Raw genomic sequence first — 22072 nt, forward strand, 5'->3', positions numbered from 1 at the left:
TTGCGTAGCCGGTATCCTTGCACCAAGAACAACTTAGCTGCCAGAAAGCGCAGTGAGCAAGGAATCCACATGTCGTTAAATCGTCGCCAATTTTTACAAGTCGCTGGCGCCCTCGGTGCTCTGGGTGCTTTTGCCAGCCCCACTGCACTCGCACAGGCGCTGAACCCGGAACGCATGAGCCCATGGCGTAACTGGTCCGGTGCGCAGAGCTGTTTGCCAGCGCATCAATTAACGCCAAAAAGTCTGGATGAGTTGGTGAGCATCATTGCCAACAGCACTGGTACCATTCGCCCGGTTGGCGCAGGCCACTCGTTCAGCCCGCTGGTGCCAACCGATGACACGCTGCTTTCTCTAGGTTATTTCAGCGGAATGCTTAGCCATGATTCGGTAACCCATCAGGCAGAGTTTGGAGCCGGTACTTCCATGGCGCTTATGGGCATGGCATTGAATGAAGTGGGTCAGGGTTTTATCAATATGGCGGATATTGATCACCAGACTCTGGGCGGCGCTGTTGCTACATCCACCCATGGCACAGGCATCAAATATGGCTCCTATTCCAGCTATGTAGCGGGTTTGCAGCTAGTGACGGCGGGCGGAGAGGTTCTGGATTGCGACGCTAGCCGTAACCCTGAAATTTTCAATGCTGCCAAAGTATCCATGGGTGCATTAGGAGTTATCACCCGGCTAACCATGCAAAACCGCCCCGCGTACCGCCTGCGGGAAAACATGTGGGTCGCCAAAACAGAGGACTTGCTGGCAGATATAGACAAGCATGTTTCCGAAAACCAGCACTGGGAAATGCTGGTGATTACCCACTCTGATTACGCTCTGGCTGTTGCCTTGAACGAAACCGACGAGCCAGCCACCCCTCCGGTAAACAAGGCCGAAAGTGGCGGCAATGAATTCGTAACTCTGCTGGAAAAGCTCGACAAATACGGCAGTGACTTCCCGGCGGCCCGACGGTTTTTGCTCAACAACCTGCAGCACTTTGCCACCTTTGATGAGCGTATTGGCGAGTCCTACGAGATCTATTCCAACGTGCGTTCCGTGCGCTTTAACGAAATGGAATACTCCGTGCCTGCAGAGCAGGGCCCAGCCTGCCTACGAGAAATTTTGCAACTGATCGAGCGCGACAACCTGTCTACCTGGTTTCCCATTGAATATCGCTATGTGAAGGCTGACGATGCGCCATTGAGCATGTTTCAAGGGCGAGATAGTTGTGCCATTTCAGTGCACCAGCATTACAGCATGGATTACCACAACTTTTTTGCGGCTATAGAACCGGTCTTCTGGAAGTACAACGGCAGGCCCCACTGGGGCAAGCTGCACACATTGAACTCGCGACATCTGAAACAACTTTACCCCCAGTGGAGCGAGTTTACCGGGCTACGGCAGAGTCTGGACCCGCAGGGGCGATTTTTGAACGGCCACTTACGCAAAATTATGGGGGCGTGAGGGAAATTTTGAAGGAGGCTTTTAAGGAGAGAGCATCGTGAATCGTCGTGGTTTTCTGTTCACCGGCCTGCTGGGTGGTGCCGCTATGCTGGCCAGCGCTGCATGGTTACGTCCTGCAGACAAAGGCAGGCCTTATAAGGCCTATTTTCTAGCCCTGAACGCAGAGCTCAAAAACACCGGGCCTATGCGGCCGGTTTTGCTGGTAGATCTCGATCGGCTTGATCACAACATTGATGTGGTGACTGCCTCTGTGCAACGCAGTGGCAAAGCCTTGCGTCTGGTTGAAAAGTCACTGCCTTGCCGGGGCCTATTGCAGTACATTGTTAGCCGCACGGGCACAGACAAGTTGATGTCCTTCCACCAGCCTTTTTTGAACCAGACTGCCGAGTATTTTCCGCAAGCAGACATTTTACTGGGTAAGCCGCTGCCAGCCCGCTCGGTTCAGGTGTTTTACCAGCAGCATCAGGGGCAGGGTGATCCAACCGCGCGCATTCAGTGGCTGATTGATGCCCCCGAGCGGTTGCAGGAATACCTGCAGATAGCGCAAGCACGTAACAGCAAGTTCCGGATCAACATTGAGCTGGATGTAGGCCTGCATCGAGGCGGTGTGGCCAATAACAACTCGTTGGATGCTCTGCTTGGCCTGATTGCAAGTAACCCGGAGCATTTGGAATTCACGGGCTTTATGGGTTACGACCCCTTTGTGGGCATGAAGTTGCCTTCGGTTCTCGGTTCTCCAGAAGCACTTCTTAGCAAGGTAATGGCGCGCTATCAGGGCTTTGTCGATTTCACCCAAAAGCAATACCCGGCACTCTGGCGGGAAAGTCTTACGCTCAATACTGCAGGTAGTCCAAGCTATCGACTGCACGAAACCGAAACCCTGAGCTCGGAGCTGGCGGTGGGCTCTGCCATGGTGATGCCCACGCACTTTGATTTGCCATCATTGAGTGATCACGTGCCTGCAGCATTTATTGCCAGCCCGGTTTTGAAATCCACGGGGCCGGTAAATATTCCAGCGCTGGACGGCAAATCAAAAATCTTCTCATGGTGGGATGTAAACCAACGTGCCAGCTATTTTATATATGGTGGCAACTGGCTGGCCGATTTTGTTGCACCAGAGGGCCTACAGAGCAACAGCCTGTATGGCAGGAGCTCTAACCAGGAGTTGGTTAATGCCTCACCGGGCGTAGGGCTTGGAGTGGGCGATCAGGTGTTTCTACGGCCGCAGCAGAGCGAGTCGGTGTTGCTGCAGTTTGGCGACATATTGGCTGTGCGGAAGGGCAAGATTGTAGAGCACTGGCCAGTGTATCAGGACGGCTCAAGAGCATAGCTATCGAATCATAGAGTTGGCGGCCAGCGCCTGAAACACTCGCCGCCAACAATACTGCAGAGTTTGTACTACTCTGCTGCAGGCCTTTCAACCACTTTGCGTTTACCTTTGGCGCATCGAGACAGCGCCTTTAGGCCCTCTTCATCAAAGGCATCTACCCGGATAACGTCATACAAAGCCGTCAGTGCTTCTTCGAGTTTTTCGCACTCATCGGCTTTCACAACGCCCTCGGCGCAAGCCCAGTCCACCAGTTCTTTGCGCTGGTGGCCCATCAACAATGCGATACCGTCCAGATCGTCTTCATCACGATTGCGAATAGCGTCGTGCAGGCGGCTGCGCATGTCGGCGGTTTCGTTTGCCAGTTTGTAGGCATTCAAAACCCGACCAAGAGGGTCATCCGGATCCGTGGTGGTGTAGGCACCTCGGCTGATGCGCTGGCGTAGTGGGGTGTCCTTAACAATGCTAGCGGCTACGCGGGTACCCAGCTTGTCGTCTGGCCCGTTAAGACCCGTGGCACCCAACGGGAACACCAGCAGGCGCAGCGGCCAGCGCAGAGCCGGTACCGGGAAGTTGATAATGGCTTCGCGCATGGAGTCTTGCAGGTCGCGCAGGCAGGTTTGTAGGCACCACTCCACCACCGGGCGCTGGTCATCCGGGTAGCCTTCCTCATGCCACTGCTTAATAACTGCGGATGCGTAGTACAACTGTACGAGGCAGTCTGCCATTCGCCCAGAGAGGCGTTGCTTGGCTTTAAGGCCTCCGCCTACGGAGAGCAGAGTGACATCGGTCATCAACGCAAATGCGGCTGAAAAGCGCGCCAGCTGGCGGTAAGACGACTTGATGCTGCCCTGTGCCGGAACCGACTCAAGCAAACCACCGGTAAGGCCTAGAACCAGAGCCCGCAGAGCATTCCGCGTGGTGTGGGCCAGATGGCGGTAGAAGATACCGTCGAATTTTTTCGCGGCCTGATCTTCGTCTTCCATACCGGCGGCGGCAATTTCTTCAACTATAAACGGGTGACAGCGAATGGCGCCCTGGCCAAACACCATCAGGCTGCGGGTCAGAATGTTTGCACCCTCCACCGTAATACCGATGGGCACCGCATTGTAGGCGCGGGCCATAAAGTTGCGTGGGCCAGTAATGACGCCACGGCCTGCGACTACGTCCATTGCGTGGTTGATCACTATCCGCATCAAATCAGTGTTGCGATACTTCAGAAGTGCTGAAGGCACGGCTGGCCGAACGCCTCGGTCTAGCATGCCGGAGGTGAGCAAGCGAGCTGCATCCATCATGTAGGTGTAGCCTGCGATAGGCTCCAGAGCTTCCTGAACACCCTCAAACTGACTGATGGAGCGGCCAAATTGCTCGCGGGTATAGGCGTAGGATCCGGTTGCCAGACTGGCAACCTTACCAGCACCGGTACCCAAAGCAGGCAGGGAAATGGAGCGGCCAATGGACAGGCACTCCAGCAGCATGGTCCAGCCTTTACCGAGCATTTCCTGGCCACCGATAACCTGATCCATGGGGATAAACACCTCGGTGCCCCAGGTGGGCCCATTCATGAATACGGTATTCATCGGTAGGTGGCGAGCACCGGCGTGTACGCCTTCCGTATCACGGGGAACCAGAACGCAGGTTACGCCTATGTCGGCATTATCGCCCAGTAGGCTCTCGGGATCGTAAACCTTGATGGCTAGGCCAACCAGCGTAGCAACCGGAGCTAAGGTGATGTAACGCTTGTTCCAGGTAACTTTCAAACCCAAGACTTCTTTGCCGTTCCACTGGCCTTTGCACACGATGCCTTTATCGGGAATGGCGCCCGCATCGGAGCCAGCAATCGGCGAGGTCAGGGCAAAGCAGGGGATTTCTTCGCCGCCTGCCAAACGGGGCAGGTAGTGTTTTTTCTGCTCATCGGTGCCGTAGTGCATCAACAGCTCACCCGGGCCGAGGGAGTTGGGAACCATAACGGTAACGGCCGCAGACACACTGCGGGTAGAAATCTTCATCACGATTTCCGAATGGGCTGTATTAGAGAAGCCCATACCGCCGTCTTCTTTCGGAATCACCAGGCCGAAAAAGCCGTTTTCACGGATAAACTTCCAGGCTTTTTCCGGCAGGTCGTAGTGTTCGTGGGTGATTTTCCAGTCGTCCAGCATGGCGCAGAGTTTTTCTACCGGGCCATCGAGAAACGCCTGCTCTTCGCTTGTTAGGTGCGCAGGTCTGGCATCCAGTAGTTTGGACCACTCTGGCTTGCCGGAAAACAGCTCGCCGTCCCAGTCTACAGAGCCGGATTTCAGTGCTTCTTCTTCTGTGGAGGAGAGCTTCGGAAGGCGGCTGCGAACCCAGCCCAGCAGGGGGCGGCTAAATTTGTCGAGGCGCAGTTCGCTAGGAATAACCAGAATCAGGGCCAAAGCTAAAAAAAGACCGCCAAACAGAACACTGGCAATGTGCCATTCATCCTGAAACACCCCAATCAGGGTTGCGATGGACATCACCACAGCGGCGGTGGTGCCGCCAATTCCTACATAAATCAGAATCAGGGCACTAATGAGCAGTAAAAGTACACTCATGTGTAGACCTCCGTATCGTGAAAGAAATCAGAAAATTTCTGGATTAAGGAACCTCTAAATAACCTTCGGTCAAAGTCGCTTTACTTGCAAGGGCAATGCAGCAGCGCATAGATTGCCATTGCGTTAGCTTAAAGGTTCAAGCCAACAATCAGCAGGGCCAAGGTGGCTAGAAGGATGGCCACATTGGTGCCCAGCAGTGTGTTGAGCGAATCCGGTTGGTTGAGGGCGCCCGGAAGTTTCCAAACCAGCCAAAGTGCAAAGGGTGCGGTTGCTAATGACAGTATAGACGGCAATGGCAACCAGCCGGTGGCTATGCCCATTACCAAAACAGCATACCCCGAGAGGAACAATGCGGATACCAGACGGGCAGCGGCACGGGTGCCAAGGGTAATAACCAAGTGGCGACGGCCTATTTTGCGATCGGCCTCGGCATCGGGTATCTGATTGATAAGCAGCAGTTCGCTCACCAGCAAAAGGCTGATCACCGATACGGTGATGGCCGTGGCATCAAGCCTAGCCCCTAGTGCCACCAGAGTGCCTAAAATCATCACTGGCCCGAACCCCATTCCCGGGGCAAAAAGGCACAACAAAGGGGAGCGGGTAATCCAACGGGTGTAGGTAAGCACAAGTACAACACCGGCAGTGCCCAAAACTAACATGGGAAGCCCGCGCTGCCAGAGAAAATACAGGCCGATAAGGACAACCAAGGCCAGAGTGCCGAGGGCAGCTACCAAAACGCGCTTTGCCGCGCTGGGAGTCTCCGGGAGTGCTCCGCTGCCACCTGAGAAGGGTGTGCGGGAGGTAATCAGGTCGAGCCCGGAGACAAAATCCTCATATTCATTGAGCAGATTTACCGCCGCGTGGGCCAGCAGTGCGCCAACAAACACCAGCAGTGTATCCAGCAATGCCGGTGGCGAACCCTGTTGCCAGGCCACTGCAACGCCCAGCCCAACGCATAAAGGCGCAAGAATAAGAAAGTTAGGGCGGGATGCGCGCACCACCGCAACAGTTTCAGACATTCGTTATTTCCTCAGATATAACCGGCAGCAAAAACCAAACCGAGCACAATCGGCATAACAATAAGGCTGCCAAGATTACTAATGAGTACGAGAGAAGCCACCTTATGGGGCTCTTGTTGGTATTGCTCTGCCACCATGTAATTGAGCACTGCGGGAGGTAGGGCTGCAAATACCCAAAGAGAAGCGATTTGCATGCCGGGTAGATCAAGCAGTGCAATCATGGGCCACGCCAGCAATAACCCACTGACCGGACAGGCAATGGCGCCGAGCATGCCCAGTTTCCAGTCGCTAAAGTCGATATCCAACATGCGCACGCCCAGCGTAAACAGCATGAGTGGTATGCAGATTTCGCCGAGCATATTCAGAGAGTGTAATAGCCAACCGGGTAGAGCAACGCCGCCAATGTTCACCGCCAGCCCTGCGATACTGGCAAACACAATGGGCAGTCTCAGGCGCTGTAAAATGGACGTGTGTGGGTCTAGCATGTATAGCCCCACGGAGAAGTGCAGCAGCATTTCCACAATAAATAGCACTATCGCGGCTGGTAGAGCCGCCTCGCCGAAAGCCAGAACCAACAACGGGATACCCATGTTGCCGGAGTTGTTGAACATCATCGGCGGCAGAAAAGTTTTTAGATTCAGATTGAGAACCCGCGCTAGTGGATATAGCACAATTCCCGAGCCTAGAACGACAACCGTTGCCGCCAGTGCAAGCCCGGCGTAGTCCTGTAGTGGTGCTTGCTGGTCGGCCAGCACTGCAAAAACCAACATGGGAACAAACAGTTCCATGTTCAGTACGTTCAGTCCCCGAATATCCGGGGTGCGAAACCGACCGTAAAGGGCGCCGCAACCTGCAATAAGAAATACCGGCAGCAGGGTCGAAAGAATCTGGCCAATCATTAAAAGCTCCAACGGGCGCGGGATGGTGTGCAGATAAACGGTTAGGTTCGCAAGCATTTCGGTACTACCGCAAGCATTATTGCACTGAACTCGACCAAAGCAGAATGCGCTGGCCCAGAACAGGACACCTTGGTTGCGATGGTGGCGGTACCCACTCACAATAAGCCGGACTATTTAATTGCTAACCGGTTGTGGAGTTCGCCAGTGACAGTCCCGTTTGATCAAGCGCTTAATCGCGAGAACACCCGTTCGGTAAAATTTGATGCCCGCAAGGCCGTGTTTGGCCGTGAGGACGTGATACCGGCTTGGGTGGCAGACATGGATTTCCCTGTGCCAGCGGCCATAACCGAGGCGTTGTCTGAGCGCGCCGCGCACCCGGTTTATGGCTATACGCTATTTCCCGAAAGCTTGTACCAATCAATAGTGGATTGGTTTAGTGAGCGGCATAGCTGGAAAATTCAGCGCGAATGGATTTTGATGGCGCCCGGTGTTGTACCCTCCTTGCATGCGGCGTGCATGGCTTATGCTGGACCGGGAGAGGGTGTGATTGTTCAGCCACCGGTGTATCCGCCTTTTTTCAGTTCTGTGCGTTTAAGTGGCCGCGCTCTTGTTGAGAACCCTTTGATACGCGATGAGCAAACCGGGCATTACCGGATGGACCTGGATCATTTGGAAATCTGCGCAGCGCGCGCCGATGCCCGTTTACTGATGCTGTGTTCACCCCACAACCCGGTTGGCCGAGTTTGGTCCGAGCAGGAGTTGGAAGCGGTTCTGGATATTGCCCGCCGCCATGATTTGATGGTGATTTCCGATGAAATTCACTGCGACCTGACCTTTGCCGACAAGCCTCGCCACCGCGTGCTGGCAACGCTCGCTCGACCTGATGACGCACTTGTTACGGCTATAGCCCCAAGCAAAAGCTTCAACATACCGGGGCTTGGGTTATCTGCGCTGGTTATTCCAAATAGGGATCAGCGTAATGCCATGAAGGCCGTGTTCGACTCCATGCACTTGCCCCAGTGCAATCCGTTTAGCATTGCTGGATTTGAGGCGGGTTACCGCCACGGTGGGTCTTGGCTGAATGAATTAATGGCCTATTTGCAGAAGAATCGTGATTTTGTGCTGGAAACGGTCAATGCCCGTCTACCCGGTATTCAAGCCAGTTCACCTGAAGGTACTTATCTCATGTGGCTGGATTGTCGAAACTTGGGGCTGGATGATGCCGCGTTGAAACAGTTTTTTGTGCAGGATGCCGGAGTGGGCATGAACCCCGGCATTTCGTTCGGTGATCAAGGCAGTGGTTTTATGCGGCTCAATATTGGCTGCCCCAAAGCGATGCTGGCCGAGGTCCTGAAACGCATCGAGAAGGCGTTACAGGATCGCAAAGCTGCTAATTAACCACAGAACAGTGGTTCTTTATCTGCTCCCAAAAAGCCGGTTCGTTCATCCCCGGCATATCGCCTTCGGTGGTTTTAATGGCTTTCCACACCTTGCCGCCGTGGCTTGCCATCTCGCCTTCTTTGTAGGTTTTTGCATAAAGCCAATGCTCAGGCTGTTCGCAGAGGCCCGTGGTGGTTTCTCCAGAGGTGCTGGTTGACCCGGAGGTTGAGCTTGGGGCTATGTCTACATCCACAATCTCGTCAGGCATTTGCAGCTTGGGGGCTTCTTCACCCTGAGCGCAGGCAGCAGTAGCAAAAGCCATGATAAGCAGTGCCAGCAGAGAGGACGCCATTAAAGGATGGAGAGATTTGAACGTTTGATGTTTGAGCATAGTAGGCTCCTTAGAGGGTATATCAGACCGTTCTAGCTAAAAACGATAGGATACTATTCTCCGGGGACTTTTGCCTCCGTGCCTATGTGATAGGCAGCAAAGCCCGCCATAACTACCTGATCCACGGCCATGCCAATGATTCTGCCATCGTTAGTGGAATGAATAGGGTATTGAGCGTTGGTGATCGGATCTGCGATGTAACCGAGAATCTGACCCTTGGACACTTTGGCACCCAATTTGACCTCGCTGAACAAAATGCCGCCGTGGTTTGCTCTAACCCAAGCCGAGTTGTAGTAAACAGGCTGGGGATCGCCCCATACGAACATCCGCGAGATCATCCCCTGTTTTTCCATCAAGCTGGTTAGGCTGTTTACGCCAGCATCAATCTGGTGCTCTTGGATGCGGTGGGACTCCCCAGCTTCTAAGGTAACTGCGCGAATGCCTGCATTCACAGCGGCAGTGCGCAGCATTCCGGATGATCCCGTGCTGTGTACCACAGCCATGCGGTCAAAGCCCCGGGTAAACTCAGCCACCGTGGGGTTGTTCATATCGGCGCGAAGCTGCGGCAGGTTAGTTCGCTTCAGTGAGCCTGTGTGGATATCCACCAGCATGTCGCAGTGCCGGATTATGTTCTCGAAAAGCGAGTGGGCAATGCGATCTGCCAGGCTACCATTTGGACTGCCGGGGAAGTGCCGGTTTAAATCGCGGCGGTCTGGTAGGTAACGGCTACCCTGCTGGAATCCCGGTAGGTTCACAATGGGGATGCCCACCACGCTGCCACTTAGTTTTTCCGGATCAAGGTCGTACATTGTCTGGCGGATGATTTCGATGCCGTTAAGCTCGTCACCATGAATGGTGCCTGTCAGGCATAGAGTAGGGCCAGCATTAACGCCATTGACCACCAGTACGGGTGTGGGCTGCGACAAGCCTGCAATCTGAATATTGGATGACCATGCCAAGCGTGTGGATGTGCCGGGCAAAACTTCGCTATCAAGCAAGACCAAATTATTAGCGGGCAGAGGCTCTTTTGCTTCTGATTGGGATGCTTGCGGCACCGGCGCTTCGGCAGCGGGTACGTCGCCTTCCGGAGTTTTGTCTACCACCTGTACTTCATCGCCCGAACTGTCCCCACTAGCCGGGTTCTTCGGCGGCTCTGGAGTCGGTGCCGGGGCAACTTCTTTCAGGTCAATGTTAGGCGCTACCGTTTTTGGTTTGGGTTTAGGCTTCGTCTTTTTGACGGGGGGGGCGTCCTCGGAGGGTGGCGCATTATGGGCGTCTTGCAGAGGCTCCGAACGCTCTACATCTTCAACGTTTTCGTCTTCAGCTAGCTGGGCCAGTAGCGCATCCTGAGTGGGCTGTGTCTTGCCCTTGCTAATATTGCCGGAGGGCTCTGCCAGAGTCATTGAAGGCAACACCAGCAGGAGCGTGCACAAAGTGATTGAGCGGGCGGTCAGCGCTTGCGGCCTGTAAAACAGCATGATTCCTCACAGGTTATTTACGAGGGCCCAAGGATAAAGGCCAGCCGGTGGTCGTGGATATGGCAATAACAAAGGTTTAATGCCATTTTCATGATGTAGCCATTAATAATGCGGCTATGGATAGTATGGTTATGGAGTGTATTCGAACCTTACCCGTTATATCCGACACAAGGAGTTATCTGTATGGACTTTTTGCGAATTATTATTGCCATTCTGTTACCGCCGCTGGGCGTGTTCCTACAAGTGGGCCTTGGGAAACACTTTTGGATCAACATCTTGCTGACTATTTTGGGCTACATTCCCGGCATAGTGCACGCGGTGTACATAATCGCTAAAAAGTAGCCATTGTTGCCACTGGCAGATGCGCGGAGCATTTGCCAGTGGCTATGGCTCAGGTGGTTGGCGTTGCACGCCAGATACCGTCTGTGTGCAAGGCTCGGCCATCGGCCTCTAGCTTCAGCAGGTGCGCTAAGGCGGAGCGGGCAGCAAGTCCGTGAATAGCGGTGGGCACATCGCCGTAAGCCTTGCTGGTGAGGTCTTTCAGGTTTACGGGCGATAGCTTGTCGAGCGCTCGCGCAATCTTGTGTTCTCTGGCCAAGCGGTGGGTGATCAGGTAATCGATGATGGCTTCCGGTTGGCCCATCAAAAAGCCGTGCGCCGGAGCAATGAAGCGGATCGGCTCTGCCAGTAGATCATAGAGAGATTCCAGATAAGCTTTCATGTCGCCGTCGGGTGGGTTTATAACCACCGTTGAGCCTTGCATGATGTGATCTCCTGAAAACAAAAGTTCTTGATCACTTAACAGAAAACATAGGTGGTTGGAGGCATGCCCCGGCGTGTGCAGTGCTTTGAGTGAGCCCGCATCGGTTTCGATAATATCGCCATGTTCAGGCTGTTCATCCGGCGCAAATGCCTGATCTTGCGAAGCGCCTGCGGGTGCCTGCCGCCCGTACACCCGGCAGCCGGTTTTTTCTTTTAAGGCCCGGGTACCGGGGGAGTGGTCCAAATGCGTGTGGGTAACCACGACTGCATCAATTTTGCCACCCGTCACCTCTAGAATCTGTTCGATGTGCCCTTCATGATTTGGGCCTGGATCGAGCACGGTAAAGCGCTCGTGGCCCAGAATATAGGTGTTTGTGCCCGGACCGGTCATCATCCCAGGGTTGGGTGCAGTAAGGCGGATCACGCCCGCGGCAACCTCAACAGGCTCACCGGAAACAACCTCCGCTTTTGTGGTGCCTTCGCCTTCTGGGTCTAGCTTAACGGCCTCATCGTAGGCGGGCGAATCCGGCTCCAAAAACACCGGCTTACCGCGACGGATCGCTGGCCAAGGGTCGCTGGGGTAGGACTCTGGCGGATTGGCCCAGGCGTAGCGCATCAGGGTTTCCACAGAATCAAAATCGCGCAGAACCCGCAGCGTTCTGATGGTGGGTAATGTCATCAAGCGCTTGCCAGCCCGGTGTTCCTCCAGTGCCTGCGCCGGGCTGAGCCACACGTGATCTATGGTTTCCTCGCCATCATGGCTCACCAGCTGGTTCTTGGGCGCTTCGGTTACAAAGAACCGAGTATCAAAGCGCCGGGGAGGACCGGGCGGGGTAACCCAGTGGCTAAGATAGGCCAGCCTGTCTAGCGGAATAGTCAGTTTGTGGCGCTGGCATAGTTCCGCTAGCGAGAGCTCGCATTTGAACACCGCCGTGCGATCTGCATGAACCGCATGATCTCCGGTTATTAGGTGCCTATCTGCATCCACCGCCAGCAGCATGCCAGCCTCTTCAAAGCATTCCCGAACGGCAGCCAGCATATAATCCGCTCCGCCCTCGCTCAGGCTCATGGTATGGCTGATCTCAGTATCCTCTGGCCCCATCGCGTGTTCGCGCCCGTGTGATTCCTTCTGATCTACCGCGCCCCCGGGAAAAACGTAGTAGCCGGGTAAAAAAACGGCGTCCCAGGTGCGTTGCAGCAGTAATATCTCAATGCCACCAGGAGTGTCTCTCACCAGTGCCAGAGTGGCCGCAGGGCGAATATCCGTAGAGCTCTTATTGTTCAAAACCGTAACCTCCGCTTGCCTTTACATCCAACGCAGTTGCCAAACCTAATGCACGAAGGGTGGGTTTAGCGCTAAAGACCTACAACGAAGATAACCGATTTTTGCGTCAAGATCTTGAGGTGAACGCGGCTGTGCTAAAGAGTATCATCCACTGCCGCACCCAAAATTTTGCTACACAGGTATCTCAAGTGGCCCGAATTAAACTTTCCTTCCCAGATGACGTTTTCTGTTTTGAAACCCTTATGCAGGTTCGCACAACAGACATTAACGGCGCGAACCATCTGGGTAACGATGCTCTGGTCTCAATGCTCTCGGAAGCACGCGCCCAGTTTTTGATTGGTTATGATATCCCTGAAAGCGATAGCAGCGGCGAGGGCATTATTGTTACTGATTTAGCCACCATGTATCAGTCTGAATCCTTTTTTCCGGAGATGCTGCGCTTTGAAGTGGGGGTGATGGACTTCAATAAATATGGTGGGGACTTTGTGTTCCGGGTAACCAAAGTAGAGAGTGGCCAGCCCGTTGCTTTGGCAAAGTATGGGTTTGTGTTTTTTGACTACCTGCAAAAGAAGGTGGTGCCCATGCCGGAGAGCTTTCGGTCACGCTTTGCCTGATTCGTTTCCGTTTTTGCGGAGGTGCTTCATGCCGGTTCGGTAGAAGCTGTACGCCATAATGCCGGCAAACAGGTTTCCCACCAATGCACCACTCATCAGCCCATATATGCCGTTGAGTTGGCTACCCAGCCAAAGCAGCGGTAGGAAGCACAGAAACAGCCGCAGGGATGAAACCAGTAGTGCCCGCAAGGCAAGGCCAAGGGCATTGCACACAGACACCATCAGCATGCACACGCCGAGGCCGCTGTAGCTGAGCGGTACGCGAACAAGGTATGCCCCCAGAATTTCCTGTACCTGTTGGTCGCTACTAAACAGATCAGAAACTAGGCCAGAGGCGACTAACCAGAGCAGGCCAATGGCCAGTTGCCATCCCACCACAAAACGCACTGCAATCCGAACTAGCTTGCGGATTTGTTCTATCTCGCCTGCGCCTAGCATGCGGCCGATCATGGGTGGCATGGACATGGTGAGTGCGAGTACCACCACAATGGAGAAAAATTCCAGACGTGTTCCCAGGCCCCAAGCGGCAACTGCGGCTGAGCCGAAGCCAGCGACCATGGCGGTTGCCAGCATGGCAGAGACGGGGGGCATGAGTTGGCTCACCATGGCAGGGGCCATGATGCTATTGAGTTGTTTCAAGGCGCGGCCCAGAGCGAGTTCGCGAAGGTCGAATCTAGCCCAGCCTCGCTTCAGCAGTTTTGGATAGATGAATAGGCAGCCGATTCCGAATGAGGTTACGGTGGCCCAGGCCGCACCGGGAAGTCCCCAGCCGAATACGAAGATATAGAGTGGGTCCAGGGCGATGTTGGCAAGGCTGGTGGCAACCATCATGTAGCCGGGCAGTTTGGTGTCGCCATGGGAGCGGCAAATGCTGTAACCGAAATATAAAAATGCGCCGATCCAGGCGGAGAACAGCCAGGGCACCCAGTAGCTGCGCACCATTGGGAGCAGGGTGTCGTCTGCGCCGAGGGCGGTCATGATGGGGGTTTGGAAAAGCCATAAGATAATGCAGAGCACAAATACCAGTGCACTGCCAACGGTGATGACCAGCCCGCCTAGGCGAAACGCCCTGAGTTCGTCGCCTACCCCGAGTGTGCGTGAAATGATGGCGGTGGTGGCAATGCCCAGCCCTACCTGTAGCCCTATGATGAGTTGGTGCATGGGCAGTGTGAAGCCCAGAGCAGCCAGTGGATCGCGGCCAAGCTGGCCGATAAAGGCGCTGTCTGCGAGCTGGAATGTCATGAGTGAGAGCGCGCCAAACAGCATGGGCCAAGTCATGTTGTAGAGTTGGCGGGGGAGGCTGGCGGTTTGGGTGGTGTTGCTCACGGGTATGGGGTGGTGCCTTGGTGTTGGATTGGGAGTGGGAGTCTAACAGGTTTGTTTTTTTGTTTTGGTGTTAGCCTTCCGGGCGGCAGTGCCTTTACAGACACGCCGTGAACCCATCCATGGGGGCTTGGCATTGCCATCCTTGGCAATGCACAGTCTGTAAAGGCACTGCCGCCCGGAAGGCCTCGTGCCCTGAAACAGCCTGCAGAGCACTCTTCTTTGACAGGCTCAGGCCGGTTCAGCCTGAGTGAAAGGTCGGAATCAAAGAACCTTAAACGCTGCGTCGTAGTCCGGCTCGTCGTGGATTTCGCTGACGAGTTGGCTGTGGATGACTTTGTTGTCTTCATCCAGAACTACCACAGCGCGGGCGCAGAGTCCGGCCAGTGGGCCGTCTTGGATGGCTACGCCGTAGTCCTGCTGGAAGCTGTAGTTGCGGAAGGTTGAGAGGGTAACCACGTTTTTGAGTCCTTCTGCACCACAGAAACGGGCTGCTGCGAAGGGTAGGTCTGCTGAGATAACCAGTACAACGGTGTTGTCTAGACCACTGGCTTTCTCGTTGAATTTACGAGTTGATGCAGCACACACGCCGGTGTCGATGCTGGGGATGATGTTCAGGATTTTGCGTTTGCCAGCCCAGCTTTCGAGTTTTACTTCTTCCAAGCCGCTGTTGGTGAGCGTGAACGGTTGTGCTGTGTCACCTTTCTGCGGAAATTTCCCGCTCAGTTCAATGGGGTTGCCTTCGAGAGTGACTGTGCTCATGAATTGCTCCTTTAGTGATACGGATATGTTCGGTAACAGCTTACTCTGTTTAGTTCATTTTGGATGAGTTTGCATCCCTTCGAACAGTATCAAGGTAACTACCGGCTGGATACCGTTTGCGGTTCGAAGCCAGGAGCGGGGTGGCGTTGAACCAGTAGCAGGTAGCTGCCTAGAGACAAAGCGGCGCAGCAGGCGATGATGGCTGCCATCACTAGTGAGGTGCCGTCATGCAGATGGCCTACGAGTACGCCAGCGCAGGCGGCAATGGCCATCTGGGCAAAGCCGAACAGGGCTGAAGCTGAGCCTGCCATGCGGGGGAAGTTAGCCATGGCACCTGCCATGGTTTGGGGCATCACCATGCCGGTGCCGGCCATAAACAGGGCCTGCGGCAGGATAACAGCCCACACACTGAAGACCTCGGCCAGCGCCAAGGCCACCATTAAGCTGCCTCCTGCAACGGCAATGACCAGCCCGCGCACCAGTATTTGATCTGGCACCAAGCGGCTGCCAAGGCGTATGGCTGCGAGGTTGCCGGTTATATAGCCAACCACGATACCGGCGAAATACAGGCCGAACTGTTGCGGGGGTACTTTAAGGAAATCAATCAGCACGAACGATGAGCCGGAAAGAAACGCAAACAGCCCGGAGAACAGCAAGGCGTTGGTCAGGGTATAACCAAGAAAGCTGATGTCTGTGCCTATGGCGCGGTAGTTTCTTAGCAGGCTGCAGAGTTTCAGTGGCTGACGGTATTCTGGGCGCATGGGCTCAGGTATACCAAAGGCGACCACTACGGCCATGATGAGGGCGTAGCCACCTAGTGCGAGGAATATTGAGTGCCAACCCAGCCCGGCTACCATTAGGCCGCCTAGCGTGGGTGCTACGGCGGGTGCTAATGCCATGATGCTGGCAAGAAGTGCCATGATTTTTGCGGCTTCGCGGGGTGTATAGATATCGCGGATGGCTGCGCGGCCCAGCACCGGCCCGGCGGATCCGCCGAGTGCTTGTAAAAATCGGCAAAGGATCAGGGTTTCGATGTTGCTGGCGAATGCGCAGCCGATGCTGGCGATGGCGAACAACACGAAGCCGCCAATCATGATGGGTTTGCGACCGAAACGGTCCGCTAGAGGGCCACACACCAACTGCGCTATGGCAAAGCCAGCCATGTATAGGCTCAGTGTTAGCTGAACCTGACTGGTACCGGTGCCAAAGTCGCTGCCGATTTGCGGCAGTGCCGGCAAATACATATCGGTGGCCAGCGGCCCGAGAGCGACGGCGGCAGCGAGTAGTATGGTTGTCCATATACTGGTGAGTGCTAGCATCTACTATCCATACCTTGGGGGTGGCGATTGAGGGGGCGAGGCTTCCAAAACACGCTGTGAATATGTCCGTGTACGCTTGGCCACGCCATCCATGGCTCCGCACAGTTTTGGAAGCCTCGCCCCCTCAATCGCAGTCAACTTTGGAGTGGATTCTAGGGGGAGGCTTGCGAAAAAATAACAGGGGCGCTGCTCATAGCATATATGAGCAAAACAGATGGGTTAGTCGTTCAGGCCATTCATGGTGGCGGCTACGGTGTTTATCTGGTTTCTCAGCCAGCGGTGCGCCGGGTCGTTTTGGTTGCGGCGGTGCCACACCATCAGCAGGGTAAAAGGGTTGAAAGTGAAGGGCAGAGGTACCCAGGAAAAATCCCGAAGTAAGTGTTTGCTCATGCGCTCAGGCGCGGTAACCAGCATGTCAGTGCCCCGGAGGAATTCCGGTAGGCCGGAGAAGTTGGATACGGTAATAACGTTACGGCGGGTTAGGCCGCGGGCAGATAAACCGGCTTCCAGGGCGGGCTTTTCTCCGGTGCCGAATACCAATGCTATGTGGTCGGCTTTCAGGTAATCGGTAACTGTTTCCGGCGCTTCTCGCTGGCTTGGGTCGTAAAAAACCACCATGCGGTCGCCCATCAGCCCTCGTTGCATAATGTCGGTGGCTTCCGGGGCGTGGGGGGAGATGATCAGGTCGCAGATGTTTTTGCGCAGCATGTCTGCCGTGGGAATACCGGAGGCAATGACCTGCAGCGTAACGCCAGGCGCTTGTAGGCGCAGGCGCTGCATGAGTTTTGGGAGCAGCATGTCTCGCTCGTAGTCGTTGGCGGCGATGATGAACGAGATTTCGGTGGTTTCTGGCGTGAAGGGTGGGCCAGAGGACAGGGAGTGCAGGTCATCCAGAATCTGGCGAATGTGGGAGCCGGCTTGCACTGCATAGCGCGTGGGTGTGATACCGCGCCCGGACTTAACGAATAGGGGGTCACCCAAAGCTTTCCGGAGCCGGTCCAGAGTATGGCTTACAGCCGACTGGCTAACACCAAGCTTAACGGCCGCCCGCGACACACTGCCCTCATCAAGAACCGTGACAAAGGTATGGAGCGCGCGGATATCAAGATTGAATGTATCAATAAGGTTCATGGGTAGCAGTGTAATCCACAACCGCCGCTGCCGGAACCTAGTGTGATCAATCTGAACGCAAAGCCAGCCACTGTGCGATTTCCAGCCAGCTTTCCCGGGGCGCTTTGCTGCCAGCCAGAATGCCCATGTGCCCGCCGTGGGTTATGCGGAAGGTTTTGTCTGCGGAGCTAACATGATCCATCAAGCTCTTCGCTGCATCCGGTGTCACCATGGTGTCTTCGCTGCCTGCGATGGCCAACAAGTTGGCGCTGAAGTTGTTCAATTGTACTCGATCATCCCCAATCTGAACTGTGCCTCGGGATAACTGGTTGTCGATCCAAATACGAACGACTGCGTCTTGAACCACTCCGCCAGGGTAGGCCACCATACGATCAAGAAAGGCAGAGGTGGTGGCATGGCTGGTTACAAACTCCCGATCTCCCAGCCGGACAATCAGCTCCCAGTAACCCATAAAGCTGCCAATAGGGTTGGTGAGTTTGAAGCCAATGGTGTTGGCCCAACCCGGACTGTGGAACCAATGCGGTCGGAGGTTGTGAAGCTTGAATCCGGTGCGTTTGTGAATTGAGTTGGACACATCGGCCAAGCGCTGATTCAGCAGTCCGAGAATGCCCGAAGCATGGCTGTCGATAGGTGACCCCAGCACGATGGCGTTACGCACATGCTGGTCTTTGCTCAGGGCTGAATAAAACAACGTAAACATGCCGCCCATGCTCCAACCGTGCAGTGATAATTCCTGTTGGCCACTGTGCTCACGCACTCTGTCTAGAGAGGCGGGCAGGAGTTCAGCTACGTATGTGTGGAGGTTGTAATGGCTGTGCGCACGTGTGGGTTTACCCCAGTCAATAAGGTACACCTCAAAACCCTTTGCGCGCAGAAATCTCACCAAACTGCGCTGGGGGAAAAGGTCGTAGATCAGCATGTTTACCGCCAAAGGCGGAACAATAACCACAGGTGTTCGATGACTTTTTCTTTCAACAGGAATCGTTATGTCATCCAGTTCGATGAAATCTTCCTGTAGAGGGGGGTAGTAACGCAGGCTAACCAGCCCATCGGTATGGAGCATTTCGAAAGGCGTTTGTCCTGCCTGCACGAGACTGGAGGCGCGAAATACGCGGTCGAAAGCATTGCCCGCATAGTGCGTTGTTTGCTGCGCCAACTCTGCTGCTTTCTCGGTCGCGGCTTTGATAAAGTCAGGCATTAAAAGAATCCTGGTAAAAAAAGTGAGGCTATCGTGCAGCGTTTGGCTGCGCTATGGCAGTGCTGTCACTTCTGGCTGGCAGTCTGGTCACAATCAGCCACTGCCCATCGCAGGTGGTGATTGGTATGATTGCCCACCATTGGTTAAATAATCACAACAGGAAACCTATGCTCAGCTTCCTACCCGCTCCCGTTATCGGCGTAATCAACTCTATTCTGTTGGCAATCAATACGCTGTTTTGGTGTTTGTTGCTCTATATTCCAGCGCTGTTGAAGCTCATTATCCCCCATAAGGGCTTCCGGGTTCTGTGCACCCGCATCATTATCTGGATTTCGGAATCCTGGGTGGCGTGCAATACCGGCTGGATGAAGCTAACCCATGGTACGCAATGGCAGGTTACCGGCGCGGAAAACTTGCGCCGTGAAAGCTGGTACCTAGTGCTTAGTAATCATCAGAGCTGGGTGGATATTTTTGCCATGCAGCGGGTATTTAACCGTCGTGCGCCTTTTTTGAAGTTCTTTTTGAAGCAGCAGCTTATATGGGTACCGGTTATCGGGCTGGCTTGGTGGGGGTTGGATTTCCCGTTTATGAAGCGGTATACCCGAGAGTATTTGATCAAACACCCGGAGAAACGTGGCGAAGACCTGAAAGCCACCCGCCGTGCCTGCGAGAAGTTTCGTTACACCCCGGTGAGCGTCATGAACTTTGTAGAGGGCACCCGGTTTACCCCGGCAAAACACGAGAAACAAAAATCACGCTACAAGCACCTGCTTACCCCAAAAGCCGGTGGTGCCGCTTTCGTACTGGACACCATGGGCGATTCGATTCAGACGCTGGTTGATGTAACCATTGCCTACCCGGGCGGTGCACCGTCATTCTGGGATTTTATTTGCGGCCGGGTGAAGGAAGTGAAAATGGAAATTCATACCGTGACCATTCCAGAGCACCTTAAGGGCCGGGATTATGCCACTGATGCGGAGCATAGGCGCAACGTGAAGAACTGGCTGACGGAGCAGTGGCAGGCTAAGGATGCCCGCCTAGAGGAAATGCTCCGCCCATAGTTCTTACAAGCGGCGTCAGCTTTTGCTGTCGCCGCTCTCCAGTGCATTCTCCTGCACATCTTCTTTTGCGCCTTCCTTGCCAGGCACTTTCGGCTTTTCATCCGCGTCAACAAGTTTGAAATTGATCTGCCGACGTTCTTCTTCCACGCCTGCAAAGCTCACTTTAACCGCCTGTTCAAGCTGGAAAATGCGTCCGTTTTTGTTGTGAATCAGGCGCAGTGTGATCGGATCGAAGCTGTACTTGCCGTTTAGATCTTTGCAGCTAACAAAGCCTTCGAGACCAGTGGCTTCCAAGCGAACAAAGAATCCTGCTGGAATGGTTCGGCTGATGACACCATCCATAGGTTCATCACTGAGGGTTTTGGCGAAGTCGCTCTTCAGCCAAGTTTCCAGACTATTGGCCGCCTGACGTGCTTTGAACTGGGTGGCCTGAAGTGCCAGCAGTTGCTCGCTGCTCAGTGTCTTCATGGGGGTGTCCCAGAGTGCTGATTTGATCACCCGGTGGACATACAGATCAGAATACTTGCGCAAGGGCGATGTAAACGTGGTGTAGGCATTCAGCCCCATACCTTGATGGGGTGCTGCGGTAAACGTCAGCTCCGCCCGCGCCAATTGGCGCGAAAGAATGGTCTTCACCGGCACGTCCGCTTCCAAGTCTGATGTTTGTATCATCAGCGCTTTGAAGCCTTCCGGTGTGGTGGCATCTATATCCGCCAAGTGCGGCGCATAGCCTTCAATCAGCGCTCGAACATTGTCGGCGCGATCTTCCCGTAGCCCGGGGTGTTGGATGAACAGGCCTGAAGGCTGTTTAGTCAGAAAGTCTGCAGCGCAGCGATTAGCTGCAACCATGCACTCTTCTACCAGACGATGGGCTTCGTTCTGGATGGAAGGTTCGATGGCGCGAATACGTCGGTTTTCATCCAGCCTTAAGCGAAACTCCGGCCGGTCGCCACTCAGCAGAGCGTTCTCGCTGCGCCATTTTCGCAATGCCGTTGCAGCCTGATGTAGCTGGTCCAAACTGTTACAAACTGAGTCTGGCAGTGCTTTTATGTCTTCGTCTTCACGCCCTTCGATCAGGTTTGAGACCAGATCGTAGCTGAGTTTGCCATGTGAACGGATAACGGCCTGATGGAAGCTGTAATCACCCAAGCTGCCGTCGTTGTTGACCTGCAAATCGCACACGAGCGCCAGCCGCTTCACGTCTGGCATGAGTGAGCACAACCGGGTGCTGATGGCGTCTGGCAACATGGGCAGCGGTTCGCCCGGGAAATAAATGGCAGTAGCGCGCTTGAAGGCTTCAAATTCCGCCGCACTTTCCGGCTCAATCACCGCAGACGGATCGGCAATAGCAATCGATAACGCCCAGCCTGTAACGTTTGGCTCTGCCAGCAAAGCGTCGTCCATGTCTTGGGTGGCCGGGCTATCAATAGTCACATAGGCGCGGTCTGTGCGGTCTTCACGATCTGTTTCGAGGGCATCAATGGCTGCCTCGTTCAAGTTATCTGCTTGTTCTGTTACGGCTGTAGGCCAGACGTCTGCCAAATCGAAGGTTGCAAGAGTCAGCGCACGCTCAATACCCGGCTCACCGGCTTTACCGATAACCCGTAGAACCTTGGCTTGGCCTTTCCCATCTTTGATGGGGTGCTTGTGCATGCAGCAGTATAGATAGTCATCTGGCTCTGCGTTCATGCGCTCTTTTGGCGGAATAAAAATCCAGCGATTGATGCCGGGGGTTTCCGGCACCACAAAATGCCCTTTACCTTTTACAAGGTAGCGCCCAACAAAGGTGCTTAGTCGGCTTTCAATGAGCTCGTCTATTAAACCTTGGGTTTTACCTTTTTCAACTTCCAGCTCGGTGACACTAACTCTGTCACCCGGGAGCACTTTTTGCATTTCTTCTGGTGGCAGGAATAGATCCCGCCCTTCATCCAGTGCGACGAATCCGAAGCGGCCGTTGGTGGCTTTAACCGTTCCGGGGAAAACAACTTTGTTTTCCTCAATGTCAGACTTTAGCTGGCGCAGCTGGTTTAGAGCGTCGGCATTGAGCATGAGTTAACCTGACTGAAAAAATGAATGATGGGGCGGAGTATAACGG

At 54.5% G+C, this 22072-nt stretch carries 18 protein-coding genes; 6 read left to right on the forward strand and 12 right to left on the reverse strand.

The window, feature by feature from the left end; all coding sequences use genetic code 11:
* Positions 1-63 precede the first annotated feature (63 nt).
* Both MWU62_RS16255 and MWU62_RS16260 read left to right on the forward strand, forming a co-directional pair.
* Positions 64-1455 carry a D-arabinono-1,4-lactone oxidase gene (locus tag MWU62_RS16255; protein ID WP_247115939.1) on the forward strand — a complete coding sequence of 464 codons (1392 nt, stop codon included), beginning with the start codon at positions 64-66 and terminating at the stop codon, positions 1453-1455.
* A 37-nt stretch (positions 1456-1492) separates the two neighbouring features.
* The gene (locus tag MWU62_RS16260) at positions 1493-2785 is read left to right on the forward strand and encodes a DSD1 family PLP-dependent enzyme (protein ID WP_247115869.1); all 1293 of its coding nucleotides are present in this window, start codon (positions 1493-1495) and stop codon (positions 2783-2785) included.
* 68 nt (positions 2786-2853) lie between these two features.
* On the opposite strand, the gene MWU62_RS16265 is transcribed toward MWU62_RS16260, so the two are convergent.
* The 3 genes from MWU62_RS16265 to MWU62_RS16275 all read right to left on the reverse strand — a co-directional run bounded on the left by MWU62_RS16265 (position 2854) and on the right by MWU62_RS16275 (position 7330).
* Positions 2854-5355, reverse strand: coding sequence for an acyl-CoA dehydrogenase (locus tag MWU62_RS16265; protein WP_247115870.1), 2502 nt, complete (start codon positions 5353-5355; stop codon positions 2854-2856).
* Positions 5356-5483: 128 nt separating this feature from the next.
* Positions 5484-6374, reverse strand: coding sequence for a prenyltransferase (locus tag MWU62_RS16270; RefSeq protein ID WP_247115871.1), 891 nt, complete (start codon positions 6372-6374; stop codon positions 5484-5486).
* Positions 6375-6385: 11 nt separating this feature from the next.
* Positions 6386-7330, reverse strand: coding sequence for an AEC family transporter (locus tag MWU62_RS16275; protein WP_247115872.1), 945 nt, complete (start codon positions 7328-7330; stop codon positions 6386-6388).
* A 147-nt stretch (positions 7331-7477) separates the two neighbouring features.
* Between MWU62_RS16275 and MWU62_RS16280 the strand changes: the two genes are divergently transcribed.
* On the forward strand, positions 7478-8671 hold the full coding sequence (locus MWU62_RS16280; RefSeq protein WP_247115873.1) for a PatB family C-S lyase: 1194 nt from the start codon (positions 7478-7480) through the stop codon (positions 8669-8671).
* Here MWU62_RS16280 and MWU62_RS16285 read toward each other — a convergent pair.
* Positions 8664-9044, reverse strand: coding sequence for a hypothetical protein (locus MWU62_RS16285; protein ID WP_247115874.1), 381 nt, complete (start codon positions 9042-9044; stop codon positions 8664-8666). The genes MWU62_RS16280 and MWU62_RS16285 overlap by 8 nt on opposite strands.
* 53 nt (positions 9045-9097) lie before the next feature.
* On the reverse strand, positions 9098-10447 hold the full coding sequence (locus MWU62_RS16290; RefSeq protein ID WP_247115940.1) for a succinylglutamate desuccinylase/aspartoacylase family protein: 1350 nt from the start codon (positions 10445-10447) through the stop codon (positions 9098-9100).
* Between the two features lie 258 nt (positions 10448-10705).
* On the opposite strand from MWU62_RS16290, the gene MWU62_RS16295 reads away from it, so the two are divergent.
* Positions 10706-10864: a YqaE/Pmp3 family membrane protein gene (locus tag MWU62_RS16295; protein ID WP_200362641.1), complete on the forward strand. Its 159-nt coding sequence runs from the start codon at positions 10706-10708 to the stop codon at positions 10862-10864.
* 49 nt (positions 10865-10913) lie between these two features.
* On the opposite strand, the gene MWU62_RS16300 is transcribed toward MWU62_RS16295, so the two are convergent.
* On the reverse strand, positions 10914-12569 hold the full coding sequence (locus MWU62_RS16300; RefSeq protein ID WP_247115875.1) for an MBL fold metallo-hydrolase: 1656 nt from the start codon (positions 12567-12569) through the stop codon (positions 10914-10916).
* Between the two features lie 188 nt (positions 12570-12757).
* On the opposite strand from MWU62_RS16300, the gene MWU62_RS16305 reads away from it, so the two are divergent.
* A complete protein-coding gene (locus MWU62_RS16305; protein ID WP_247115876.1) occupies positions 12758-13183 on the forward strand; it encodes a thioesterase family protein in 426 nt (141 codons plus the stop codon).
* Here the strand turns inward: MWU62_RS16305 and MWU62_RS16310 are convergent.
* The 5 genes from MWU62_RS16310 to MWU62_RS16330 all read right to left on the reverse strand — a co-directional run bounded on the left by MWU62_RS16310 (position 13169) and on the right by MWU62_RS16330 (position 18916).
* Positions 13169-14461, reverse strand: coding sequence for an MATE family efflux transporter (locus MWU62_RS16310; protein ID WP_247115941.1), 1293 nt, complete (start codon positions 14459-14461; stop codon positions 13169-13171). The genes MWU62_RS16305 and MWU62_RS16310 overlap by 15 nt on opposite strands.
* A gap of 309 nt (positions 14462-14770) precedes the next feature.
* The gene (gene tpx, locus MWU62_RS16315; RefSeq protein WP_247115877.1) at positions 14771-15268 is read right to left on the reverse strand and encodes a thiol peroxidase; all 498 of its coding nucleotides are present in this window, start codon (positions 15266-15268) and stop codon (positions 14771-14773) included.
* Positions 15269-15366: 98 nt separating this feature from the next.
* On the reverse strand, positions 15367-16587 hold the full coding sequence (locus MWU62_RS16320; RefSeq protein WP_247115878.1) for a Bcr/CflA family multidrug efflux MFS transporter: 1221 nt from the start codon (positions 16585-16587) through the stop codon (positions 15367-15369).
* Between the two features lie 219 nt (positions 16588-16806).
* Positions 16807-17718 (reverse strand): LysR family transcriptional regulator, encoded by a 912-nt coding sequence (locus tag MWU62_RS16325; protein ID WP_247115879.1) that lies wholly within the window; start codon positions 17716-17718, stop codon positions 16807-16809.
* Positions 17719-17764: 46 nt separating this feature from the next.
* Entirely contained in the window at positions 17765-18916 is a 1152-nt protein-coding gene (locus tag MWU62_RS16330) for an alpha/beta fold hydrolase (protein ID WP_247115880.1), read from the reverse strand.
* A 167-nt stretch (positions 18917-19083) separates the two neighbouring features.
* On the opposite strand from MWU62_RS16330, the gene MWU62_RS16335 reads away from it, so the two are divergent.
* Positions 19084-19977, forward strand: coding sequence for an acyltransferase (locus MWU62_RS16335; RefSeq protein ID WP_247115942.1), 894 nt, complete (start codon positions 19084-19086; stop codon positions 19975-19977).
* A gap of 15 nt (positions 19978-19992) precedes the next feature.
* Here the strand turns inward: MWU62_RS16335 and MWU62_RS16340 are convergent, their stop codons facing one another.
* Positions 19993-22026: a VacB/RNase II family 3'-5' exoribonuclease gene (locus MWU62_RS16340; RefSeq protein WP_247115881.1), complete on the reverse strand. Its 2034-nt coding sequence runs from the start codon at positions 22024-22026 to the stop codon at positions 19993-19995.
* Positions 22027-22072 lie beyond the last annotated feature (46 nt).

The sequence above is a fragment of the Marinobacter sp. S6332 genome (assembly GCF_023016045.1).
In the GTDB taxonomy this organism is placed as follows: Bacteria; Pseudomonadota; Gammaproteobacteria; order Pseudomonadales; family Oleiphilaceae; genus Marinobacter.